We start from the raw sequence: 21,072 nt of genomic DNA, 5'->3' as shown, positions 1-21,072 counted from the left end.
GCTCACGCGGCTGCCGAAGGTGAAAGCTTGACCGGCATGTGGGCGTTTTACTCGCCAAAGTCAAGCGATAGTTTCATGACATGGCTGCCGGACGGCGCATGGCAGCCATGCGGAACGCCGCCGCCAGCTGGCCGAAGAGTTGAGTCGCAGCGAATAATTATGGTTAAAAAAGTGTATTGCCGGGCAGGGCGCATAGCAAAAACAGATTTTCTCACATAACGTTTTTGCGAGTCATCTAGAAATATTTGATTCGACAAAAGTGAAACTGCACGCTGTGGAGTATCGATTGACCGAGGGCAGCGGGTTGCTGGAAAAGGCTTGCAGGGCTGTGGCCGCCCTGAACCTGCCCGCGTGCATCAAGGACAGCGAGCTGCGCTATCTCGTGGTCAACGCCGCCTACGCACGGTTGATGGGGCGTCCCCTCAGGGCGTTCGAAGGCCACACCAGCCTTTCCCTCTCGGCTGATATCCGTGATGCGGAGCGGGAGGACAGGGAGCGCCGTTCACTCGTTTTTGCAACGGACGAGGTGATCGCCTGCCATGCCTCGGTTTCCTCCCTGCCATACACGCTTCGCTGCGAGCGCTTCACCGATGATGACGGCAGCCTGTTCCTGTTCGAAACGGTGGAAGACATGCCGTTGGGCGTTCTGACGGGGACGGCGGATATCGGCGGGGCGTCGGACCTGCTGTTCAGCAGCGGCCTCATGGATTTCATCGATGCCGGCATCGTCGTCTACGATGCGGAAAACCGGCTGGTTTATTGCAATGCCCGTTTCGCGGAGTTCTATAGCGGTTTTGGCGTCGAGCTGAAGCCGGGCATCCGGCTCGAGGCGCTGATGGAGGCGCTCTATTTTTCGAGCGGATATCGTCGCGTCAAAGAAGACGACCCTGCGTTCGAAGGCTGGATGCGGGAGCAGTTGCGCGATTTTTCCCTGCCCTATCTCGAACGGGTGGAGCAGTTCGCCGATGGCCGCTGGGTGCGCATGGTCAACAAGCGGCTGGAAAACGGCATGCTGGTTGGCCTGCGCATCGATGTGACCGAGTTCAAGGCGCACGAGACCCTTCTCAGCGCCCAGATCCGCGAGACCTGGTTGCTGCGCGCTGCCCTCGAACAATTGCCGGTGGGGGTTTTCCTGAGGGATCAGGACAGGCGGCTGACCTATGCCAATGCCGCCTATGACGCATTTCTCGGCGGCAATCTCGCCGACTATATCGGCAAGACCGAATCCGAAATGTTTCCGCAGAATGGCTCCCAGTTCCAACAGGAAAACGAACGGATCTTGCAGACCGGGGAGGCGCTCGAACGCACGGGAAACATGCCTCAGCGCAACGGACGAGCCATTCCCGTCATCACGCGGCTCGGCCGCGTTGCGACACCGGATGACGAATATTACCTCGTGGGCTCCGTCACCGATGTCAGCCTCCTGCAGGAGCGGGAAAAGGCGCTGATCGCGACACAGGCCGAAGCCGAGGCGCTGCATCGCCAACTCGAGGCGGTGCTTCACGCGCTGCCCGTGGGGGTGCTGCTTCTCAGCGCCGATCTCGTCATCGAATATGTCAATCCGTTCTTCTACCAGGTCTGGGGCGAAATCGGCGGCGAGAAAACACTTGTGGGCAAAGACTATCGCGAATTCATGAGGATGAATTTCGATAGCGGCTTTTATGATTATGGCGATCGGCCTTTCGACGAGGTCTATAGTGAGCGGGCGCAGCGGCTCCTTAAGGATGGGGCCTTTGCCCCCCGCGAGGTGCGCAGCAAAAGCGGCAAGGTGACCGTCATCTCCAAAACGCGCCTCGAAGGCGGAAAAATCCTCAGCACCTATGCCGATGTGACGGATGTGCGAATGCGCGACGCCGAAATCAGCAAGGCGAAGGCCGAGCTGGAGCGCGTCGGCGAATATATGCAGGGCGCGACGCGCGCCATGGCGCAGGGCCTGGTGCTGGTGGAGCAGGGCACGATCATCATGTCAAACGAGGCGATGGCGCGGATGTTCGACGTGCCGCCCGAGCTGCTGGAAAAGGATCGCGACTGGTCCGGCTTCTTCGCCCATTGTGCCGCGCGCGGAGATTTCGGCACGGCCGAGGAAGCGGCCGCGATGCTTAATGCCTGGAAAGACAACATTGCCGCCAACCGGCCGTTCTCCTGGCTAATCCATGTCGCCGGCAAGAGCTGGCTCAACCTGGAAGCCACCAACAGTTCCGGCAATTACTGGCTCGTGATCGTCACCGACGTGACCGAGATGAAGATGCGCGAAGGCGAATTGCAACGTCTGCTTTCGCGGGCGGAAGCGGCGGACCGCGCCAAATCGGAATTTCTGGCCAATATGAGCCATGAAATCCGCACGCCGATGAACGGCGTGCTTGGCATGGCGGAGCTTCTGGCCAAATCCAACCTCGATACGCGCCAGAAGACTTTCACCGACATCATCGTCAAGTCAGGCAATGCGCTTCTGACGATTATCAACGACATCCTCGATTTCTCCAAGATCGAAGCCGGGCAGATGAAACTGCGCAGCGTATCTTTCGATCCGGCGGAAGCCGTGGAGGACGTGGTTTCGCTCCTTTCCTCGGCGGCGCTGGAGAAGAACATAGAGCTGGTGGTGCGGATCGACCCGTCGGTTTTCGGCAAGGTCATCGGTGACGCCGGACGCTTCCGCCAGATTGTTACAAACCTCGTCGGGAATGCCGTCAAGTTCACCGAAACCGGCCATGTGCTGGTGGAGCTTTCTGCGCAGTCAGCGGAAGCTTCGGAGGCTATCCTGTCGCTGCGTGTCGAAGACAGCGGGATCGGTATTCCCTCCGACAAGCTGGAGACGATCTTCGACAAGTTCAGCCAGGTCGATAGTTCCGCCACGCGCCGTCACGAAGGAACCGGGCTCGGCCTGGCGATCACCGTCGGCCTTGTCGGACTGTTCAACGGCAAGATCGATGTCGTCAGCGAAGTGGGCAAGGGGTCGAGTTTCGAGGTCAACATCCCGTTTCAGATGACCGAAAGGCGGAGGGATGTCCCACCTCTTTCGGTGGCGATCGAAAATATCCGGGTGCTCGTCATCGATGACAACGATGTCAACCGGCGCATCCTGACGGAGCAGCTGCAAAGCTGGGGCATAGACGGCCATGCCGTCGAGGGTGGGCCCACGGGCCTTGCAGTGCTGCAGGAAGCCGTAGCGGTGGGTCTTTCGATCGACGCCATCATTCTTGATTATCACATGCCTGTCATGAACGGCCTGGACGTCGTGGAGCGGATCAGGGCGGATCGCCGTTTCGACGACATCGCCATCATTTTCCTGACGTCCATGGATGTCGTGGGTGACGAGACGCTCTTTACCGATCTCAACGTGCAGGCCCATTTGATGAAGCCCGCGCGGGCGCGGCTGTTGCGCTCCACCCTGTTCGACGTGGTGCGCGACGTGCGGCTAAAACGCGCGCGGCCGGAAGCTTTCGCAGGTGTCTCGGACGGCGGTTCGTCCCGGCCGGAAGGTCCTGCTTCAGAAAAGAAGCGGCGGGCAGAGGTGCCGACAGTTTCCGTCCGGCTGCGGCCCAGCCTGATCGATGTGCTGGTGGCCGAGGACAATGACGTCAACCAGATTGTTTTCACGCAGATTTTGCAGCAGACGGGTCTGCGGTTCCTGATCGTCGGCAATGGGAAAAAGGCCGTTCAGGCGTGGGAGGAATATAATCCCGCGATCATCCTCATGGATGTCTCCATGCCTGTCATGAACGGGCATCAGGCAACGCAGGCGATCCGGACGGCCGAACTTGCGGCCGCCGAAGGCCGGCATGTGCCGATCATTGGCGTGACGGCCCATACGCAGGATGCTGACCGCGATCTATGCCTGCAGGCCGGCATGGACGATTATCTGTCGAAGCCCATCAGCCCCGAAATTCTCGAGGACAAGATCGCCCAGTGGCTGGGTGAAGATATTCCGCGCCGGGTATCTGATGACGCAACCGGTCGCTGATGTCGTTTTGGTCAAACCGGGGGCCTGGTGCCGCAGAGCATTTCCCGTTTTCCTGCGAAACCCTTGCGTCGTTCCACATCAAAACCGGCGGCGATGAGATTGCGGCGGACGAAGCCTGCGGCGGCATAGGTGGCGAAGGTGCCTGCCGGCGCCGTCCTGGCGAACAGTGCCTGCATGATCTCGAGCGACCACATGTCCGGGTTGCGCGCAGGTGCGAAACCATCCAGGAACCAGGCATCGAAGGTTTCGTGACTGTTGGAAATACCGGTGAGCGCCTCGCCGCAGACCACCGTCAGGCGTGTTTCACCATCGAGTTCAATCTCTACCTTCCCCTTCGGTTCGGCGGGCCAGAGGGCGGCGAGCGCCCTGCGTTCGGCGTCCACCTCCGGCCAGCGGGAAAGTGCCCGGCCGATCTCGTCCGCCTTCATCGGGTAGAGTTCGAAGGAGATGAAATGCAACGTGGAGCGGCCGTTGCGGACCTCTTTCCATTGGCGCCATGTCTCGCACAGATTGAGCGCGGTGCCGAAGCCCAGTTCCCCGATGCGGAAGACGCCTTCGCGTTCCCGCCAGCGTTGCGGCAGGCCGTTTCCTGACAGGAAGACGTGGCCACATTCCAGCCTGCCATCCGTCTGGCAATAAAAATGGTCGTCAAAAGCCAGCGAATAGGGCATATCCCCGTCACGCCAGTCGAGTGCAGTGTGGGTTTCGCCGGTTGCCGAACCGGCCTGTGCGTCAGTCTCTCTGATAGTGTCGTTGGAATCTTTCATGGCTAAAGCCGATAATCCCGCTTTCGAACAGGGTCAATCACCAAGAACGCCTTTGCCTGCTTCCGTCCCTCTCCTCATCGTCGGGGGTGGTATCATGGGTCTATGGGCTGCGGTTAAGGCGGAACGGCTCGGCATCGATACGTTGCTGGTGGAGGCGGATCATCCCGGTGGCGGCGCGAGTGGCGGGCTGCTCGGCGCGCTGATGCCTCATATGCCGGACCGCTGGTCGGACAAGAAGCAGTTCCAGTTCGACGCCCTCGTGGCGCTGGAAAAAGAGATCGCCGGGCTGGAGGCGGAGACCGGGCTTTCCGCCGGTTATCGCCGCTCTGGCCGGATCATCCCATTGCCGAAGCCGCATCTGCGTCCCATCGCCGAGCGGCATGAAAGGGATGCGCAGGAGAACTGGGTCTCGGGTGAGCGCCGGTTCGATTGGCATGTCGGTGACAGCCCTGCGGTTGCGGGCTGGGTGGATGGCGCGGCTGGCGCAGCGGGTTTCGTGTTCGATACGCTGGCGGCGCGGGTGGCTCCGCGTGCAATGATTGCGCTTCTTTCGGCATTTCTCGGCAAGGCGCGGCATGTGCGGTTGATCAAGGGCTGCCGCGTCCTTTCGCTTGACGCGGAGACAGGCCGGGCGGCGCTGTCTTCGGGTGACGAGGTCGTGTTCGGCCACGCCGTGATCGCCAATGGGCATCGATCCTTTCCGCTGATCCGGGACGCACTGGGCCTCGACACCGGGCTGGTGCTCGGGCAGCCGGTGAAGGGGCAGGCGGCGCTGCTCGACGCGGCGGTCGATCCGGCCATGCCCGTGGTGTTCCTGAACGGTCTTTACATCGTGCCGCACGAAGACGGAACGGTCGCCATCGGCAGTACCAGCGAAGATTGTTTTTCCGACCCCTTCGATACGGATGAGAAGCTGGAAAAACTGCTTGCGGATGCGGCTGCGATTGTCCCCTGCCTTGGCGGGGCGCCGGTTCTCGAGCGCTGGGCCGGGCTGCGGCCGAAGGCTGCGGGCAGAGACCCCATGGTGGGAACGGTTGCCGGTCACCCGAAGCTTGTGGCATTGACGGGCGGCTTCAAGGTGAGCTTCGGTCTTGCCCATTCTCTGGCCGATGCCGCGCTACAGGCCGTTTGCGGAAAGGCACCGGACGTGCCGCGGAGTTTCCAGCTTCAAGAACACGTGAACATAGCCATGGCGGGCATCGGAAAGTTCTGACCAGACCGCTTACGTCGTTAATCTGTCACGCAAATCACTTATTTGCTGGCCTGAAACGAGGCAGGTTTGTCCGCTTTTGCGGCGAGGTGACAGCGCATGCGATACGCCATTCATTTCACGCCTTCCCCCAATGACCCCCTGACGCAGGTGGCCGCTGCGTGGCTGGGGCGCGATGCCTATTCCGGTCAGGCGGTTGAGCCGCCCGGTATGATCGATCTTGGCATGCAGGAGATTTCCTATCACACGGCCCTGCCGCGCCGGTATGGTTTCCATGGCACCATCAAGGCTCCTTTCCGCCTTGCCGAGGGTCAGTCCGAAGCGGCGCTCCTGCGCGACCTGATGTATTTTTCCGGCAGGCAGGAACCCTTTCCGTTGCCGCAACTTGTGGTGGCGAGGCATGATAATGTCTTCAGCCTCGTCCCCGAACGGCCCTGTGAAGTGCTGCATTTTTTCGCGGCCCGCGTCGTGCAGGAATTCGACCGTTACCGGGCGCCTCTGACAGAGGCGGAGATCGAGCGTGCCGATCCGGACCGGCTGTCGGCCTCGCAGCTCACCAATCTGCACCGCTGGGGCAGCCCGCATGTGATGGACGAGTTCCGGTTCCAGATGTCTTTGACCGGCGGTGTGGAACCCGCCAGCAGCCAGAGGATCGAGCGGGCGGTGCGCAAGGTGTTCGAGCCGCTGCTGTCCCGGTCCTTGCAATTTTCCAGCCTTGCGCTCTTCATCGAGGATGAGCCGGGAGCGCCTTTCCGGGTGCACTCGCTTCATCCCATGGGCCGCGTTTCCGCCCGCAAGATTGCCTGACTGGCGCGCCATCATAATCGTATACAAAAAAGCATCGGAATGTCGGCAAAATTGATCTCGACATTCCGGATGCGAATGCTACCGTTCGACATCGCATATTCGAAGCGCGCTGCGTCATCCGTCTGGATCAGGCATCTTCGAAGTTCTGTTTGTGTCTCCGAAATCGGTTGCCGATTGGGAGAGATGGTCTGGGTGGCTGAATGATTTCCGAAAACTACTCCCGCAATCTGGTGGGCTATGGCCGCAATGTTCCCGATCCGAAATGGCCGGGCGGTGCGCGCATTGCCGTGCAATTCGTCATCAATTACGAAGAGGGCGGCGAAAGTTGCATTCTCGACAATGACAAGGCGTCGGAATCGCTGCTGTCGGAAATCGTCGGCGCCCAGCCCTGGCCTGGCCAGCGCAACCTGAACATGGAATCGATCTATGAATACGGCTCGCGCGCCGGCTTCTGGCGGCTGTGGCGCATGTTCACCGGGCTTGGCGTCACCACCACCGTTTACGGCGTGACCGCAGCCATGGCCCGCAACCCGGAAGCGGTTGCGGCGATGAAGGAAGCGGGTTGGGAAATCGCCAGCCACGGATACCGCTGGCTGGAATACAAGGATTTTTCCGAGGAGGAAGAGCGTAAGCACATCGTCGAAGCGGTCCGTCTGCACACGGAGGTCACCGGCGAACGTCCCTATGGCATGTATCAGGGCAAGCCCTCGGACAATACGCTGCGGCTTGTCATGGAAGAGGGTGGTTTTCTCTATTCGTCGGACTCCTATGCCGACGATCTGCCCTATTGGGTGAAGGGTGTGAAGGATGAGCCTTTCCTGATCATTCCCTACACGCTTGAGACCAACGACATGCGGTTTGCCACACCGCAGGGCTTCAATTCCGGCGACCAGTTCTTCACCTATCTGAAGGACGCTTTCGACGTGCTTTATCAGGAGGGTATCGAAGGTGCGCCGAAGATGATGAGTGTCGGCCTGCATTGTCGTCTTGTCGGCCGTCCCGGTCGCGCAGCGGCACTTCGCCGCTTCATCGAATATGTGCTTGGCCACGAAAAGGTGTGGATCCCGCAGCGCATCGAGATCGCCCGTCACTGGCATGAGCATCACAAGCCGGAGGCGCTTTGATGCTGACGCGTGAGGACTTCGTTACCCGTTTTGGTGGCGTGTTCGAACATTCGCCATTCATTGCCGAAAGGGCCTATGACGCTGGTGGGGCCGGGCTGGAACTGACGGCGAAGGCGGTTCATGCCGCGCTTAGCGCGCAGTTTCGCGCGGCTTCCGAGGCGGAAAGGCTTGGCGTTTTGCGGGCGCATCCCGATCTCGCCGGCAAGCTGGCAATTGCCGGCGAGTTGACGGCAGACAGCCGCAACGAACAGGCCGGTGCCGGGCTCGACAGGCTTACCCCGGAAGAGCACGCCCGCTTTACCGAATTGAACAGCGCCTATACCGATAAATTCGGTTTTCCTTTCATCATCGCGGTCAAGGGGCTGAACAGGCACGATATACTCTCGGCCTTCGAGACACGCATAGGTAACGGCGCGGCCGAAGAATTCGCGACCGCGACGGCGCAGGTTGAAAAGATCGCCTGGCTTCGTCTTTGCGCAATGCTGCCGGAGGGATGATTGGCGCGTTGCGGCCATTCTGCTAGAATCGCGCCGTGTGGAGATGACGATGAGACCTTCCGAGGTGCTGGAAAAGAACAGGGAAGCGATCCGCGAAGCGACGAAACGCTTCAATGCGGCAAATCCCCGCGTGTTCGGCTCCGTCGCCCGCGGCGAGGACAGGCCGGACAGCGATCTCGACATTCTGGTGGACGCGCTGCCGGGTACGACGCTGTTTGATCTCGGCGGTTTGCTGGAAGAACTGAAGACGATGCTTGGTGTCGAGGTCGATGTCGTCACCTCGGGCGGCTTGCATTCGGATATTCGGGCGCGCGTTCTGAAGGAAGCCAAAGCGGTATGAGTACGGATCGGCTTCTGCTCTATCTGAAGGAGATGGATGTTGCTGCTTCCAGGATACGGGATTTCATTCAGGATATGGATGAGGCCGCTTTTTCTTCCGACACGCGCACGCAGATGGCGGTGATGATGGGTCTTGCCCTGATTGGCGAGGCGGTCGCCAAGCTCGACAGGCACTACCCAGCGTTTTTACAGCAGCACCCGGAAATCCCCTGGATCAAGATGAAGGGTATGTGCAATCTGATCGTGCATGATTACTTCCGGGCAGAGCTCTCGGTCGTCTGGAAAACGATAACGCAGAGTATTCCGGATTTGCAGGCGCGCCTCTCCCTTCTCCGAAACTGGCATGCCCAAGGTGAATGACATTTGACTGATTTTCTCAACATACAACCTCTTACCAAGGAGGCGTTTGCGTCCTTCGGCGACGTGATCGAAACAACACCTTCTTCCATGCGGTACATCAATGGCGGCCAGACGGAGCGGCATCATGCGCTCGCAGCGCCGGAGGCGGCAGGCGAGGGGGCACGTGTGATCCTCAATATCTTCCGCGGGCAGCCGCGCGCCTTTCCGCATGAAATCGAGATGATGGAGCGGCATCCGCTCGGCAGCCAGAGTTTTTCGCCGCTTTCCGGCCGGCCCTTCCTCGTCGTCGTTGCCGAAGACGATGGCGGCCGGCCGGGGCGGCCTCGGGTGTTTCTGGCGCGGGGCGATCAGGGCGTGAATTACCGCCGCAATGTCTGGCACTATCCGCTGATGCCGTTGCAGGCGGTTTCGGATTTTCTGGTTGCCGACCGTGACGGGCCGGGCAACAATCTGGAAGAGTATTTTTTCGACAGGCCCTATGTAATCGCGGAGCCCAGCCTATGACCGGTCTGACAACCCATGTTCTCGACGCCGCGCACGGCACGCCTGCCGAGGGGCTGGTGATCGATCTCTACCGGCTCTCCGGTGATCGCCGTGACAAGCTGAAGACGGTGCAGACAAATGGCGACGGCCGTGTCGATGGCGGGCCGCTGCTCGTTGGCGACAGTTTCAGGGCCGGTGAGTATGAGCTGGTTTTCCATGCCGGCGATTATCTGCGAGGAAAAGGTGTCGTGCTTCCGAAGCCGGCCTTCCTCGATATTATCCCGATCCGTTTCGGCATTGCCGACGAGAGCGGTCATTACCATGTGCCCTTGCTGCTCTCGCCTTATAGCTATTCCACCTATCGAGGAAGCTGACACCGATGATCTTTGCCGCCATTGCCGATATTCACGGAAACTGCGCCGCGCTGGAGGCGGTGCTTGAGGATATCGCCAGGCTCGGTATCGAGGACATTGTCAATCTCGGCGATTGTTTCAGCGGTCCGCTGGAGGCCGGTTTTACCGGCGACGTGCTGGTCGGCAACTGGATTCCCAGCATCCGCGGCAATCACGACCGGGAACTGATCGAGCGTGCGCCGGAGGAGATGGGGAGCTGGGAAAGGCCCGCCCATGCGCAGCTGAGCACTGCGCACCGGGACTGGTTGCAAACTCTTCCGTTCAGCATGGTGTTCAAGGACGTCGCTTATTGCTGTCATGGTTCGCCCCGTGACGATCTGGAATATTGGCTGGAAACGCTGTCGCCTGAAGGTGTCCTGAAATTGCGGCCTCTGGCCGAAATCGAAGCCATGGCTGAGGGTATCACGCAGCCGCTGATGCTTTGCGGCCATACCCATATCCCACGCGCCGTGCAGCTTTCAGATGGCCGGCTGATCGTCAATCCGGGCAGCGTCGGCTGTCCTGGGTGGAGGGACGATACGCCTTTCGATCACCACGTTGAAGCCGGTCACCCGCTCGCCACCTATGCGGTTCTCGAAGAAACCGCACGCGGCTGGCAGGTCTATTTCCGCAATATCCGTTACGACAACCTGGCCATGTCCGAAATGGCTCGGGTCAACGGTATTCCTTATCTGGCCGATGCGTTGGAAAACGGCTGGCTGAAGCGCTAGGGATCACCCCTCACTGGTCATCACCACACATGCATAAGAGCGTGCCTTCAGCGCCTTGCAGGCCGAGACTGCCGAGGACTGGTCTTCGAAGCCGGTGAAGCGGGCTCTGTAGAGCGTCGCCGATCCGCTCTGCACGGCTTCGGTGTAGGGGGCGATGCCGGAATAGTTGCCGATATTGGAGCGCGCATTGGCGAGCAGCGAGCGGGCGGCGGCTTCGCTGTCGGTGGCGGCGATCTGCACTTCCCACCGGCTGCGCTGGCCGGCAGGGGCCGCGGCGGGAGCAGGCTGCGGGATGGCCGAGACCTGCATCATGTCCGCCACATCGGCGTTTGCGGTGGCAATCTGCATGGCAACCGGATCTGCCCGGCGCTCGGCGAACATCGGCAGCGGCACGGCAGCCGGCGGCACGGCGGCGGCAACATCGAAGGTGCGGCTGACATTGGCACTGGCGACGAGCTGTTCGGTGTTGCGGCCTCTCGATGCCTGCGGCACGGCCTTGTCGAGAAGTGCAGCCATCTGGGCATCGCGGCTGCGCGCGGTCTTGCCACCCAGCACGACGCCGACGACGCGGCGGCCATTGTGATTGACGGCACTGACGAGATTGAAGCCGGAGGCGTTGGTATAGCCGGTCTTGATGCCATCCATCCCCTGATAACGATACATCAGATTGTTGTGGCCGCGGATGCGCTTTCCACGAAAATTGAAGGATTGCGTGGCGAAGAGGCTGTATTCTTTGGGAAAATCCCGTTGCAAGGCAAGACCGAGCTTCGCCATGTCGCGTGCCGTCGTCACCTGCGACTTGTTGGGCAGGCCGGACGCGTTGCGGAAGACCGTTTTGGTCATGCCGAGCTGGCGGGCCTTGCGGGTCATCATCTCGGCGAACCGTGCCTCGGAGCCGCCGAGGTGATCGCCCATACCTTCGGCCATGTCATTGGCGGATTTGACGATCATGCCGTAGACGGCTTCGCGCACGGTGAAGGTCTGGCCCTGACGCACATAGAGCTTCGAGGGGATGACCGATGCCCCATTCTTGGACATGGTTATCTTCTGGTCCCAGCGAAGTTTGCCGGCATGCAGCGCCTCAAAGGTCAGGTAAAGCGTCATCATCTTGGTGAGCGAGGCGGGGTGGTTCAGCACATCGGCATTGCGGGCGGCCAGAACCTTGCCGGTATTGGCGTCCATGATGAAATGGGCATAGCCCGCCTGCGCCGGCGACGCATGGAGCGAGAGGATCGCGCAAAAGAAGGCGAGTGCAAAAATCCAGGCACCCGCCATTCCCCGTTTGATCATTCCCGACATAGTTCACCCCTTTTGTTCGATCGCAGCGCTGGGCAAAGTTTTACTGACACTTTCCGGCAACAAAACCGCTAAAACTTTAGAGATCGCTTTCATGCTTAATTAAGTATGAATTTCAACCCGACAGCTGCCCTCACAATTTCCTTGAAAAGAAACCAACCATCCGGTATGTTTTATAACATGACAAACGCTCATGAACGCAAGAAGCAGCCTGAGGTGGTGCGCCGCAATCTACTCGATTGCGCGGCGAAACTTGCTGCTGAGCAAGGGGTTGCAGCACTTTCCGTGCAGGCGGTGGCGGATGCGGCGGGAGTGACCAAGGGCGGGCTGTTTCACCATTTCCCTTCCAAGCAGGTGCTGCTCGAAGCCGTCATGACTGACCTTCTGGCGGCGCTGGACAACGAGATCGATGCGCTCATCTCACAGGATCGTGAAGCTTCTGGAAGCTTTACGCGGGCCTATGTAAACGCGGTTTTCTCTGATCGGGGCAGGGATTCGGGTCGGCAATGGGCAGCGATCTCCGTTTCGATGGTCGGCGAACCGTCGCTTCGACGCATGTGGAACAGCTGGATCGAGGGTCGTCTTGTCCGTCATAAAGAAACGGATGACGGGGTGGTACTGGAGATGGTGCGGCTGGCTGCCGACGGCATCTGGTTTGCCGATCTGCTGGCCGACGACGGCAAAGCGGGTGGCGACAGGGCGGCTCTGAGGGCCCGGATGATCGCCCAGACGAAGAAGGATACGTGACGATGAATACCGCGGTCTTCACTTATGGCGCGCTTGTCGCAGCCATTGTCTGCGAGGTAATCGCCACCTCCTTCCTGCAGCAATCGCAGCAGTTCACCAGGCTGGTGCCGACAGTGCTGATGGCGTTGTTTTACGGTGCAGCCTTTTATCTTCTGTCGTTCACGCTGCGGGCGCTGCCGGTCGGCGTGGCCTACGCGATCTGGAGCGGGCTTGGCATCGTGCTGATTTCCGGCATCGGATATTTCGTGTTCCGCCAGACGCTGGATATTGCCGCCGTCATCGGCCTCGGCTTCATCATCACCGGCGTGGTGATCGTGAACGTGTTTTCGAAAACGGTCGGGCATTGAGGGGCTGGGTGGTGTAGCGCGAAGGCTATACCGACCGCCTCATCCCGGCTTTGAGCCGGGATCCGGCGCGATCAAGTCTTTGATCGCGAGAGACTCTTTCGCGGCGCAGACGCGCCGCGGCTGGATGCCGGATCTAGTCCGGCATGACCGTAGAGAGGTCCGCGAGCTGTGGTTGCCATGCCGGAAGTTCTGCCCTTCTGACATCACGCCAGAATGCTGCGATCCACATCGGTAATCAGCCGCTTGCCGCAGAGCGCCATGCTGACATCCATTTCCTTGCGGATGATCTCGAGCGCTGTCGTCACGCCCTGCTTGCCATCCGCACCGAGGCCATAGAGAAAGGGCCGGCCGATATAGGTGCCCTTTGCGCCAAGCGCCACGGCCTTCAGCACATCCTGACCGGAGCGGATGCCGCCATCCATGTGCACCTCGACCCTGCCGCCAACGGCATCGACGATTTTCGGCAGCATGGCGATGGAGGAGTGCGCGCCGTCGAGCTGGCGGCCGCCATGGTTGGAGACGATGATGGCATCGGCGCCGGTATCGAGTGAAGCGCGGGCGTCTTCCTCGTCAAGAATGCCCTTGAGGATAAGTTTGCCGCCCCAGCGTTCCTTGATCCATTCAACGTCTTTCCAGGACAAACGCGGATCGAACTGCTCGGCCGTCCAGGAAGAGAGCGACGAGAGGTCGGAGACGTTCTTGGCGTGGCCGACGATGTTACCGAAGCTGCGGCGCTTGGTCCGCGTCATGTCCAGGCACCATTTGGGCCGGGTCGCCATCTGCCAGATATGTTTCGGGGTGAATTTCGGCGGGGCCGAGAGGCCGTTGCGCAGATCCTTGTGCCGCTGACCAAGGATCTGCAGGTCGAGCGTCAGCACCAGCGCCGAGCACCCGGCGGCCTTGGCGCGGTCAATGAGGTTGTTGACGAAGTCGCGGTCCTTCATCACATAAAGCTGGAACCAGAAGGGTTTCGAAGTGACGGAGGCCACATCCTCGATGGAGCAGATGCTCATGGTGGAGAGCGTGAAGGGCACGCCGAATTCCTCCGCCGCCTTGGCAGCCAGCATTTCGCCATCGGCATGTTGCATGCCCGTAAGGCCGGTGGGGGAGAGTGCGACCGGCATAGAGACTTTCTCGCCGACCATTTCGGTGGCGAGCGATCGGTCGGTCATATCCACCAGCACGCGCTGGCGCAGCTTTATCTTCGCAAAATCATCCTCATTGGCGCGGTAGGTGCTTTCCGTCCAGGCGCCGCTATCGGCATAGTCAAAGAACATTTTCGGCACGCGGCGCTGCGCCTGGTTTTTCAGGTCAGCGATGGTCAGGATTTTGCCCATGGATAAAGCCTTCACATTTGAATGATGGCTTCACTTAACATGAATAGCAGGGTTGCGACATCGAAATCGTCGTTGGTGTTTCACCAAAAAGCGCGCAGGGATAGTTCGCAGCCAAGCACGAGCAGGCAGATGAGGAACCCGCGCCGAAATGTCGCCGGGCTAACGATATGGCGGATTTTCTGGCCAAGCCACATGCCAAGAAGCGCTGGCAGGACGGCGAGTGCGGAAAGCGACAGATGCTCGACATGAAAAGCATTCTGAGAAGCAAGGCCCGCGGCAAGTGCAAGGGTGGAAATGGTGAAGGAAAGGCCGAGTGCCTGCACCAGATCGTCTCGGCTAAAACCCAGCGATTGGATATAGGGCACAGCGGGTACGACGAAAATTCCGGTGCCGCCGGTCAGAAGGCCCGTCACCAACCCCATGATGGGGGAGAGTTTTGGTTCCAGCCTTGCCGGTATTGAGATCGGTTTGGCAAGCAGGCTGTAGGCTGCGTAAACCGCGAGGCACAGGCCGAGCGCTGAGGTGGTCCAGACGCCGGTGCCCGCCGTCATCAGCCGGATGCCGATGAGGGTGCCGAGGGTGATAGCGATCATCATCGGCCATAGCCGCTTCACGATGGCCCGGAAATCAGGCCCGGCCAGCAATTGCCAGATATTGGTGATAAAGGAGGGCAGGATGAGCAGGCCGGCGGCGATGACCGGGGGCATGAAGAGGCCGAGCACGCCCATGGCAACAGTCGGCAGCCCCATGCCGGTCACGCCCTTGACGATGCCGGCAACGATAAATGTCGTGAGGATCATCAGCAGGGTGGTTGTGTCTAGATTCGGCACCGGGCACTCCAGAGGTCATTCGCATTTCGTCCGAAATGGCGTCAGGCAATCATGTGGAGCGAGCGAGTGCCGCTAGTTTCTTCTCCGCGCCGGGGAGAAGGTCGCGGCAGCGGGATGAGGGGGCAAGCTCTCCGAAATCCGGCAACGTTGCCTCCTCATCCGACCCTTCGGGCCACCTTCTCCCCGGGGGGAGAAGAAAGAGGCGGCACACGCTCGATCCAATAGGTGACGGATGTAAACGAGTTAGCCGCTTTATGTTTCGGCCGCAGCCGAACTATGCCAGCACGCTCTTCATCGGCTGGCCGGCCACATAGGTCTCTACCACTGTGCGGTCGTCGCCCATGGTCAGCATCAGGAAGAGTTCTTCCGTGAGGCTTTTGACCACCTCCATCTTCAGGGCCATGGCTGACGTCGAGGAGGCGTTCAGCACCGTGATGTCGGCATCCGTGCCGGCCTCCAGTGTGCCAATGCGGTCGACCATGGAGAGCGCTTCGGCATTGCCGCGGGTCATCAGATACCAGCTTTCCAGCGGGTTGAGACGTTCGCCCAGCAATTGCTGGATTTTGTAGGCCTCGTCCATGGTGCGCAGCATGGAGTAGCTCGATCCGCCGCCGATATCGGTGGCAACCGCAATACGAACAGGCTTTTCGCGCCTTTGCAGCTTTTTCATCGGGAAGAGGCCGGAGCCGATGAAGAGGTTCGATGTGGGGCAATGCACTGCCACCGCGCCGGTTTCCGACAGCACATCCGCCTCGCGATCGGACAAATGAATGGCATGGCCGAGAAGGGTTTTGTTGCCCATCAGGCCGTAACGCACATAGATGTCGGTGTAGTCGGTCGCTTCAGGGTAAAGCTCGCAGGTATATTTGATCTCGTCCAGATTTTCAGACAGATGCGTCTGGATGAAGAGATCGGGAAACTCCTGCGCCAGCGCCTGTGCTGCTTCCATCTGCTTCGGTGTGGAGGTGATGGCGAAGCGCGGGGTGATGGCGACGTGGTTGCGGCCCCTGCCGTGCCAGTCGGCGATGACCTGGCGTGTCTCGTCATAGGAGGTTTCCGGTGTGTCCAGCAGGCCCTGCGGGGCGTTGCGGTCCATCATCACCTTGCCGCCGACCATCAGCATGTTGCGCTTCATGGCTTCCGCGAAGAAGGCGTCGGCGGAGGTTTTGTGCACGGAGCAATAGGCGGCGGCCGTTGTCGTGCCGTGGCGCAGAAGCTCGTCGTAGAAGTGCGTGGCGATGCGTTGAGCATGCGCGGTTTCGACGAAGCGGCATTCTTCCGGGAAGGTATAGGTGTTCAGCCATTCCAGCAGGTTGGCGGCATAGGAGCCGATGACCTGCATTTGCGGGAAATGCAGGTGCATGTCGATGAGGCCCGGCACGATAAGGTGCGGGCGGTGGTCCTTTTCCTCGACGTCTTCGGGTGCTGTCTTACGGATATCGGCGTATTCGCCGATGGCGGCGATCTTGCCGTTTTCGAGAAGCAGGCCGCCATCTTCGATATAGAGATAGCTTTGCGTATCGTCGATTGCGAGCGGCGCGCGGCGGAAGCTCAGCAGGCGGCCACGCAGCAGAACCAGGCTCATTCAGTCTTTCCTTCGGCTTTTCCAGCCCCGGAAACCGCACTTTCATACCATGCGGTGAGCACCTTGCGCTCATCCGGGGTGATGGCGGTGATGTTGCCGGGAGGCATGGCATGGCTGCGCCCGGCTTGCAAATAGATTTCGCGCGCGTGAGCGGCGATCTGTTGGTCGGTTTCGAGCTTTACCGATTTCGGCGTGAACGGCACGCCTTCCCACGCCGGCTCGGCGGCATGGCACATGGAACAGCGACCCTGAACGACGTCACGGGCCTTGGTAAAATGGGCATCGCTGACGAATTGCTGCTGCATGGGTGAGAGGGTGGCAGCCTTCTCTTCCTGTTCGCCGGTCAGCACTTTCGGCACGGTGGAAAGCCACATGATGACGATGAAGATGAGGGCGGTCGCAAGCCATGTCCATGTCGGCTTGCCCTTGCGGGCATGGGTTGTGTTGAACCAGTGGCGGATAGTGACGCCCATCAGGAACACCAGCGCTGCGATGATCCAGTTAAAATGCGTGGCAAAAGCCAGCGGATAATGGTTCGACAGCATGAAGAAGATGACGGGCAGCGTCAGGTAGTTGTTGTGCAGCGAGCGCTGTTTGGCGATGCGGCCATATTTCGGGTCCGGCGTTCGCCCGGCGATCAGGTCTGCGACGACGATCTTCTGGTTGGGGATGATGATGAAAAAGACGTTCGCCGACATGATGGTGGCGGTAAACGCACCCAGATGCAGGAAGGCGGCGCGACCTGTGAAGACCTGCGTGTAACCCCAGGCCATCGCCACCAGCGCGACATAAAGCACGATCATTAGGCCCCAGGTATTGTTGCCGAGCGGCGATTTGCAGAGGAAATCATAAAATAGCCAGCCGATGGCGAGCGATGCCAGCGACAGGGCGATGGCCTGGAACTGGGTGAGATCAAGCACGGAATGGTCGATGAGGAACAGGTCCGCGCCGCCATAATAAACGATGCAGAGCATGGCGAAGCCGGAAAGCCAAGTGACGTAGCTTTCCCATTTGAACCATGTCAGGTGCTCGGGCATCTGGGCAGGGGCGACCAGATATTTCTGGATGTGGTAAAAGCCGCCGCCATGCACCTGCCATTCCTCGCCATAGGCCCCCGGCGGCAGATGCGGCCGCTTGACCAGCCCGAGATCGAGCGCGATGAAATAAAAGGATGAGCCTATCCAGGCGATGGCGGTGATGACGTGGAGCCAGCGGACGGCAAAGGCCATCCATTCCCACGCAATGGCGTATTCGTACATGCGGTTCCCCTGATCCTTATGCAGCGCACCTTGCGAGAAATTTGGCCTTTAGGGAAGGGGAAAGCAGAGGCCGGGCAGAGATTGTTCACAATGCAACGCGGTTGTGTCTGCAATCCTGGGCCGGTCCGTTCCGGCCTGGCGATCAAGCCCTCGAAAGCTGGAAACGGCCAATCCTGTCGTCGAGTTTGTGCTTAGCTGGCTAAGGCGACTCAGCTATGATCCTGTGTGCAGCCTGCTGATGTGCTAGAATATGAGGCTGTGGACTCTCGCGTCGATGCGCGGATCCCATGACATGTTTCGCTGGCGGTTCTTCCGAAAGCGGGCGCTGCGAACCCTGGGCGGAGCAGATCAGGGGGCAGGTGTCGCAGTTCCCGGTGCCATTGTGTCCGGGTGTGAGTGATATGAGATTTTAAGTCAAGGGACGCAATGATCTTCCGGCTGCCGCCGTTGTTTTCAACGGAGACCGTGCCGATGCGCCTTGTTCTGACGGTTCTTTTTCTGCTTTTTGCATTCAGCGCCACCGCGCTTGCCCATGAATCCCACAAGGGATTCAAATATGAAAGCTACTGCTGCAACGGCGATGCCGAAACCGGCGACTGCCAGATGATCCCAACACGCAGCGTTCGGGTGACGTCTGATGGTTACGAGGTCTCGCTTGCGCCCGGCGATCACCGCATGGTCACGCGACGTCACGTTTTCAACTGGTCCCAGAGTCAGGCGCGTCGATCCGAAGACGGCGAGTACCACCTCTGTCTGTTTCCGGATGAGGATACGCCGCGGTGCTTTTATGCGCCGGATATGGGGTATTGAGGCTGCTGCTGCGGCCGGCTTTCCTCGATCCGCTTCAAAATCCAGTCGCGGAACAGCCTTATCTTGCGAATGTTCCGGCGGTTTTCGGGGTAGACCAGCCAGTAGTTCTTGCCCTCGCTGCTAAGATGCTCGAAGGGTTGATAAAGGCGGCCGAGCGCAATCTCATCGGCATAGAGTTCCGGGGTGAGCATGGCGACGCCCTGGCTGGCGATCGCCGCTGCGGCCTCGAAGGCCTGCACATTGAGACGGCTGCGGGGATAACGGTCGAGACCGGGATTTTCAACGCCCACTTCCTGAAACCACTGGCTCCACCAGATATCGCCGGGATCAATGATGCGCAGGCGCAGCAGATCTTCCGGGCGGTGCAATCCGCCGATGCTGTCAGCAAGACTTGGATGCAGCATCGGCGTATAAACGCCGCGCAGCAGTTGATGGTAGATCAGCCCTTTACCGTTATCTTTGCTCCAGCGAATGGCGACATCGCAGTCTGATTGGGAAAAATCGATCAGTGAGCTCGATGTATCAAGCCGCACCGCGATTGAGGGATGTTCAAGCTGGAAAGCGCCCAGATGCCGCGAAAGCCAGCGCGACGCAAAGGTGGCGGTTGAGTGGATTGTCAGCGTTGCATCGGGCGCGTCGCGCACGCTATCGACAGCCTCCTTTAAGGTATTAAAGGCTTCCGCAACTTTCGGCGCTAATTTTTCTCCAGCCTCGGTCAGCGAGACTTGCCGCGCCTTTCTTATGAAGAGCGGCTCTCCGATATTCTCCTCCAGCAGTTTCACCTGATAGCTGACTGCCGTCTGCGTCATGCCCAATTCCTCGCCGGCCTTGGTGAAGCTCATGTGTCTTGCGGCGGCTTCGAACACCCGCAGGGCATTCAGGGGGAACTGGCGTGACATTTTCATGGATAAGTTCTCTTTATGCCAATTGCCGAAGGTTTCATTGGTTTTAATTCGGAAATCAGAGCATTTTTAGCGTAATTCATCAACTGAGCTTCTGACATTTTTGAACGGAGACGAACATGCGCACAGCACTCTTGCGCGCGTGGTCCCGCCTGCGCGCGGGCCTGCGGACAGCGGAACAGTTTACCCTAGAGAGCCTCCAACCCGACAATCTGGCGGATGAAAGCCTGCCGGACGCGCTCAAGCGAGATCTAGGCCTTGAGGATGGCCGTATCGATTACCGCTGCGGCGGGTTTCGGCAGCGGAAAATGCTTGAAGCAACTCGGCTGCCACAAGGGCCGCTATAACGGCGGGACGCTTGTCCCTGACGCTGCTGCCGCCGATGGGCAGAATGAGTTTTGCAAGGCGGGAAGGCGGCTCTTCTTCCCGCTCCAGCCAATGGGCAAAGGTAGCGCGTTTGGTCTTCGAGCCGATCATGCCGACATAGGCGAGATCGTTGCGGGCGAGCGCCTCCTTCGCGATCATGAAATCGAGTGCATGATCGTGGGTGACGATGACCGCGGCCCCATTTGCCGGGATTTTCCGAACGAATGCTTCCGGCATGGGGGTGAGTATGGACGCCGCTGCCGACGGAAGATCGCGCAGTTCGTTTTCGCGTGTTTCGACCACGGTCAGGGTCAGGGGCAGCAGCGACAGGGCCTCAGCCAGCGCCTTGCCCACGTGGCCGGCACCAAAAATGAAAACGGCGGGCTGCTGCTCGGCTTCGCCCTTTTGCCTTGCCTCAAGCGCGGCGGCAATATCCGCCGTGACCAGCCGAAAGCGCAGGAGCGTGCGCCCGCCGCAGCATTGGCCGATTTCGGGGCCAAGCGGGATATCCATACGGTCTTCGGTAGCGCCTGTTCGCAGCATGGCGCGGGCATGGTCTATGGCCATATATTCGAACTGGCCGCCTCCGATGGTTTCCCAGATGGCCTCCTGGCTGACCAGCATGAAGGTGCCGGCCTCGCGCGGTGACGAGCCTTTCACGGCTTCGATTTCCACGAGGATTGTGGAGGTGTAGCGGGCGAGGAAAGTGGAGAGGGAGGCGTCAGGCATTGGGGCTGGCCCCCTCATCCGGCGCTGCGCTCCACCTTCTCCCCGTCGGGGAGAAGAAACCCGGAGCACTGGCTCCGTCCATCTTACGTGCTTGCAGGAAGGGTGAGGCGATGCGGCATCTTTCTTCTCCCCGACGGGGAGAAGGTGGCCCGAAGGGACGGATGAGGGGGCTCGGCCGCATGGGTACGTCCTC

At 59.9% G+C, this 21,072-nt stretch carries 21 protein-coding genes; 13 read left to right on the top strand and 8 right to left on the bottom strand.

Annotated features, from left to right (window positions below):
• Positions 1-286 precede the first annotated feature (286 nt).
• The gene (locus EGT36_RS03045; protein WP_172965617.1) at positions 287-3,961 is read left to right on the top strand and encodes a response regulator; all 3,675 of its coding nucleotides are present in this window, start codon (positions 287-289) and stop codon (positions 3,959-3,961) included.
• An 11-nt stretch (positions 3,962-3,972) separates the two neighbouring features.
• On the opposite strand, the gene mnmC2 is transcribed toward EGT36_RS03045, so the two are convergent.
• Positions 3,973-4,728, bottom strand: a complete 756-nt coding sequence (gene mnmC2, locus EGT36_RS03040; RefSeq protein ID WP_037089707.1) for a tRNA (5-methylaminomethyl-2-thiouridine)(34)-methyltransferase MnmC2 — start codon at positions 4,726-4,728, stop codon at positions 3,973-3,975.
• Here mnmC2 and EGT36_RS03035 point away from each other — a divergent pair.
• The 9 genes from EGT36_RS03035 to EGT36_RS02995 all read left to right on the top strand — a co-directional run bounded on the left by EGT36_RS03035 (position 4,727) and on the right by EGT36_RS02995 (position 10,671).
• Positions 4,727-5,941: an NAD(P)/FAD-dependent oxidoreductase gene (locus EGT36_RS03035; protein WP_037089709.1), complete on the top strand. Its 1,215-nt coding sequence runs from the start codon at positions 4,727-4,729 to the stop codon at positions 5,939-5,941. The genes mnmC2 and EGT36_RS03035 overlap by 2 nt on opposite strands.
• 96 nt (positions 5,942-6,037) lie before the next feature.
• Positions 6,038-6,745 (top strand): DUF1045 domain-containing protein, encoded by a 708-nt coding sequence (locus tag EGT36_RS03030; protein ID WP_004443119.1) that lies wholly within the window; start codon positions 6,038-6,040, stop codon positions 6,743-6,745.
• Between the two features lie 200 nt (positions 6,746-6,945).
• Complete coding sequence (puuE, locus tag EGT36_RS03025; protein WP_022556760.1) at positions 6,946-7,869, top strand: allantoinase PuuE; 924 nt, start codon at positions 6,946-6,948, stop codon at positions 7,867-7,869.
• Entirely contained in the window at positions 7,869-8,366 is a 498-nt protein-coding gene (gene uraD / locus EGT36_RS03020) for a 2-oxo-4-hydroxy-4-carboxy-5-ureidoimidazoline decarboxylase (protein ID WP_006699599.1), read from the top strand. Before puuE ends, uraD begins: the two co-directional genes overlap by 1 nt.
• 49 nt (positions 8,367-8,415) lie before the next feature.
• Entirely contained in the window at positions 8,416-8,706 is a 291-nt protein-coding gene (locus EGT36_RS03015) for a nucleotidyltransferase family protein (RefSeq protein ID WP_004443113.1), read from the top strand.
• A complete protein-coding gene (locus tag EGT36_RS03010) occupies positions 8,703-9,065 on the top strand; it encodes a HepT-like ribonuclease domain-containing protein (protein WP_125270029.1) in 363 nt (120 codons plus the stop codon). Before EGT36_RS03015 ends, EGT36_RS03010 begins: the two co-directional genes overlap by 4 nt.
• 3 nt (positions 9,066-9,068) lie before the next feature.
• Positions 9,069-9,569: an ureidoglycolate lyase gene (locus tag EGT36_RS03005; protein WP_004443111.1), complete on the top strand. Its 501-nt coding sequence runs from the start codon at positions 9,069-9,071 to the stop codon at positions 9,567-9,569.
• On the top strand, positions 9,566-9,922 hold the full coding sequence (uraH, locus tag EGT36_RS03000) for a hydroxyisourate hydrolase (protein WP_037089711.1): 357 nt from the start codon (positions 9,566-9,568) through the stop codon (positions 9,920-9,922). The genes EGT36_RS03005 and uraH overlap by 4 nt, the downstream gene beginning before the upstream one ends.
• 5 nt (positions 9,923-9,927) lie before the next feature.
• The gene (locus EGT36_RS02995) at positions 9,928-10,671 is read left to right on the top strand and encodes a metallophosphoesterase family protein (protein WP_006699602.1); all 744 of its coding nucleotides are present in this window, start codon (positions 9,928-9,930) and stop codon (positions 10,669-10,671) included.
• A gap of 3 nt (positions 10,672-10,674) precedes the next feature.
• Here EGT36_RS02995 and EGT36_RS02990 read toward each other — a convergent pair whose 3' ends face one another.
• On the bottom strand, positions 10,675-11,946 hold the full coding sequence (locus EGT36_RS02990) for a D-alanyl-D-alanine carboxypeptidase (protein WP_037089713.1): 1,272 nt from the start codon (positions 11,944-11,946) through the stop codon (positions 10,675-10,677).
• Between the two features lie 189 nt (positions 11,947-12,135).
• Between EGT36_RS02990 and EGT36_RS02985 the strand changes: the two genes are divergently transcribed.
• Together EGT36_RS02985 and EGT36_RS02980 are read left to right on the top strand one after the other, a co-directional pair.
• A complete protein-coding gene (locus tag EGT36_RS02985) occupies positions 12,136-12,714 on the top strand; it encodes a TetR/AcrR family transcriptional regulator (RefSeq protein ID WP_037089714.1) in 579 nt (192 codons plus the stop codon).
• A 2-nt stretch (positions 12,715-12,716) separates the two neighbouring features.
• Positions 12,717-13,061 (top strand): DMT family transporter, encoded by a 345-nt coding sequence (locus tag EGT36_RS02980; protein WP_004443106.1) that lies wholly within the window; start codon positions 12,717-12,719, stop codon positions 13,059-13,061.
• A gap of 203 nt (positions 13,062-13,264) precedes the next feature.
• Here EGT36_RS02980 and EGT36_RS02975 read toward each other — a convergent pair whose 3' ends face one another.
• From EGT36_RS02975 to puuD, 4 genes are all read right to left on the bottom strand, one after another.
• Positions 13,265-14,398, bottom strand: a complete 1,134-nt coding sequence (locus EGT36_RS02975; RefSeq protein WP_037089715.1) for an alpha-hydroxy acid oxidase — start codon at positions 14,396-14,398, stop codon at positions 13,265-13,267.
• Positions 14,399-14,478: 80 nt separating this feature from the next.
• Complete coding sequence (locus EGT36_RS02970) at positions 14,479-15,198, bottom strand: sulfite exporter TauE/SafE family protein (protein WP_081950484.1); 720 nt, start codon at positions 15,196-15,198, stop codon at positions 14,479-14,481.
• A 304-nt stretch (positions 15,199-15,502) separates the two neighbouring features.
• Positions 15,503-16,813, bottom strand: coding sequence for a guanine deaminase (gene guaD / locus EGT36_RS02965; protein WP_037089717.1), 1,311 nt, complete (start codon positions 16,811-16,813; stop codon positions 15,503-15,505).
• Complete coding sequence (puuD, locus tag EGT36_RS02960; RefSeq protein WP_037089719.1) at positions 16,810-18,072, bottom strand: urate hydroxylase PuuD; 1,263 nt, start codon at positions 18,070-18,072, stop codon at positions 16,810-16,812. Before puuD ends, guaD begins: the two co-directional genes overlap by 4 nt.
• A gap of 471 nt (positions 18,073-18,543) precedes the next feature.
• Here puuD and EGT36_RS02955 point away from each other — a divergent pair, with 471 nt between their 5' ends.
• Positions 18,544-18,882: a hypothetical protein gene (locus tag EGT36_RS02955; RefSeq protein ID WP_006699610.1), complete on the top strand. Its 339-nt coding sequence runs from the start codon at positions 18,544-18,546 to the stop codon at positions 18,880-18,882.
• Here the strand turns inward: EGT36_RS02955 and EGT36_RS02950 are convergent.
• A complete protein-coding gene (locus tag EGT36_RS02950; protein ID WP_037089720.1) occupies positions 18,858-19,787 on the bottom strand; it encodes a LysR substrate-binding domain-containing protein in 930 nt (309 codons plus the stop codon). The two genes, EGT36_RS02955 and EGT36_RS02950, sit on opposite strands and share 25 nt — an antisense overlap.
• Positions 19,788-20,024: 237 nt before the next feature.
• Positions 20,025-20,879 (bottom strand): xanthine dehydrogenase accessory protein XdhC, encoded by an 855-nt coding sequence (gene xdhC, locus EGT36_RS02945; RefSeq protein WP_037089721.1) that lies wholly within the window; start codon positions 20,877-20,879, stop codon positions 20,025-20,027.
• Positions 20,880-21,072: the final 193 nt, after the last annotated feature.

The sequence above is a fragment of the Agrobacterium sp. FDAARGOS_525 genome, assembly GCF_003938925.1.
Classification (GTDB): Bacteria; Pseudomonadota; Alphaproteobacteria; order Rhizobiales; family Rhizobiaceae; genus Agrobacterium; species Agrobacterium pusense.
Note: the sequence above shows the minus strand (reverse complement) of the source record. Positions and strands in the feature narration are given on the sequence as shown.

Excerpts from the sequence above, each read along its gene's own strand:
- EGT36_RS02950 (WP_037089720.1), bottom strand. The coding sequence starts at position 19,787 with ATGAAAATGTCACGCCAGTTCCCCCTGAATGCCCTGCGGGTGTTCGAA.
- EGT36_RS02955 (WP_006699610.1), top strand. The coding sequence starts at position 18,544 with ATGCGCCTTGTTCTGACGGTTCTTTTTCTGCTTTTTGCATTCAGCGCC.
- EGT36_RS03015 (WP_004443113.1), top strand. The coding sequence starts at position 8,416 with ATGAGACCTTCCGAGGTGCTGGAAAAGAACAGGGAAGCGATCCGCGAA.
- EGT36_RS03010 (WP_125270029.1), top strand. The coding sequence starts at position 8,703 with ATGAGTACGGATCGGCTTCTGCTCTATCTGAAGGAGATGGATGTTGCT.
- EGT36_RS02990 (WP_037089713.1), bottom strand. The coding sequence starts at position 11,946 with ATGGCGGGTGCCTGGATTTTTGCACTCGCCTTCTTTTGCGCGATCCTC.
- uraD (WP_006699599.1), top strand. The coding sequence starts at position 7,869 with ATGCTGACGCGTGAGGACTTCGTTACCCGTTTTGGTGGCGTGTTCGAA.
- guaD (WP_037089717.1), bottom strand. The coding sequence starts at position 16,813 with ATGAGCCTGGTTCTGCTGCGTGGCCGCCTGCTGAGCTTCCGCCGCGCG.
- EGT36_RS02985 (WP_037089714.1), top strand. The coding sequence starts at position 12,136 with ATGTTTTATAACATGACAAACGCTCATGAACGCAAGAAGCAGCCTGAG.
- xdhC (WP_037089721.1), bottom strand. The coding sequence starts at position 20,879 with ATGCCTGACGCCTCCCTCTCCACTTTCCTCGCCCGCTACACCTCCACA.
- puuD (WP_037089719.1), bottom strand. The coding sequence starts at position 18,072 with ATGTACGAATACGCCATTGCGTGGGAATGGATGGCCTTTGCCGTCCGC.
- EGT36_RS02975 (WP_037089715.1), bottom strand. The coding sequence starts at position 14,398 with ATGGGCAAAATCCTGACCATCGCTGACCTGAAAAACCAGGCGCAGCGC.
- EGT36_RS03030 (WP_004443119.1), top strand. The coding sequence starts at position 6,038 with ATGCGATACGCCATTCATTTCACGCCTTCCCCCAATGACCCCCTGACG.
- EGT36_RS02995 (WP_006699602.1), top strand. The coding sequence starts at position 9,928 with ATGATCTTTGCCGCCATTGCCGATATTCACGGAAACTGCGCCGCGCTG.
- EGT36_RS02970 (WP_081950484.1), bottom strand. The coding sequence starts at position 15,198 with ATGATCCTCACGACATTTATCGTTGCCGGCATCGTCAAGGGCGTGACC.
- uraH (WP_037089711.1), top strand. The coding sequence starts at position 9,566 with ATGACCGGTCTGACAACCCATGTTCTCGACGCCGCGCACGGCACGCCT.
- EGT36_RS03035 (WP_037089709.1), top strand. The coding sequence starts at position 4,727 with ATGGCTAAAGCCGATAATCCCGCTTTCGAACAGGGTCAATCACCAAGA.
- puuE (WP_022556760.1), top strand. The coding sequence starts at position 6,946 with ATGATTTCCGAAAACTACTCCCGCAATCTGGTGGGCTATGGCCGCAAT.
- EGT36_RS02980 (WP_004443106.1), top strand. The coding sequence starts at position 12,717 with ATGAATACCGCGGTCTTCACTTATGGCGCGCTTGTCGCAGCCATTGTC.
- mnmC2 (WP_037089707.1), bottom strand. The coding sequence starts at position 4,728 with ATGAAAGATTCCAACGACACTATCAGAGAGACTGACGCACAGGCCGGT.